Source organism: Microbacterium petrolearium (genome assembly GCF_054782875.1).
Genome location: NZ_BAAGRQ010000060.1, coordinates 1 through 842 on the forward strand (window position 1 = coordinate 1; position 842 = coordinate 842).

General features: G+C 34.7%; 1 protein-coding gene and 1 tRNA gene. Both read left to right on the top strand.

All coding sequences use genetic code 11. The features are described from left to right. On the top strand, positions 1–599 hold a 599-nt coding region (locus ACYVJ0_RS13580), incomplete at its 5' end, for a complex I subunit 1/NuoH family protein (protein ID WP_460818392.1). 24 nt (positions 600–623) lie between these two features. After that, positions 624–695: transfer RNA gene (locus tag ACYVJ0_RS13585), tRNA-Ile, on the top strand. Positions 696–842: the final 147 nt, after the last annotated feature.

Consider the following 842-nt stretch of genomic DNA (forward strand, 5'->3'; position numbering starts at 1 on the left):
TTCTAGGATCACTACGATCAACAGCTCAAATGATTTCATATGAACTAGTACTAAGTTCAGCAATTCTAACAGTGATCTTTATGACAGGATCATTTAATATCACAACAATTATCGAACATCAAGAAGCTATTTGGTTTGTTATTCCTATGCTACCTGTATTCATTGTATTTCTAATTTCAGCACTAGCTGAAACTAATCGTACACCATTTGACCTACCAGAAGCAGAATCAGAACTAGTAGCTGGTTTCTTTACTGAACACAGTGGTATGATCTTTGTATTCTTCTTCCTAGGAGAATACTGTTCAATTGTTCTAATGTCATGTCTAACAGCAATCCTATTTCTAGGTGGGTACAACATGCCAGAACTATTTATCAACGACACCTTCGTTAACCTACAAAGTATTGTACTAGGAGTTAAGACATGTATTATTTGCTTTTTCTTTGTCTGGTGTCGAGCTACATTCCCACGAATTCGATACGACCAACTAATGGTACTATGTTGGACAGATATGCTTCCTCTAGCTATTGCCTTCGTAGTACTAGCTCCAAGTATTCTAATGGCATTTGATATTATCCCAACTCCCCTTACATATAAGTAGATTAAAAACTAATTAATGTATATAAAGCCTATAGTATAGCGGTTAGTACCCATCGTTGATATCGGTGTGGCAGAGGTTCGATTCCTCTTGGGCTTAAGGTATTTAATTATAAATATAACCAAAAAAGCGCTGAGATTGCTAATTGATATAAGGTAAGACAATAAGATTAAGAATATAATATCTATGCGAGTAATAAAGAGTAATGCACTACTATCTATTGCTAATAGTTACATTTGTGATTCA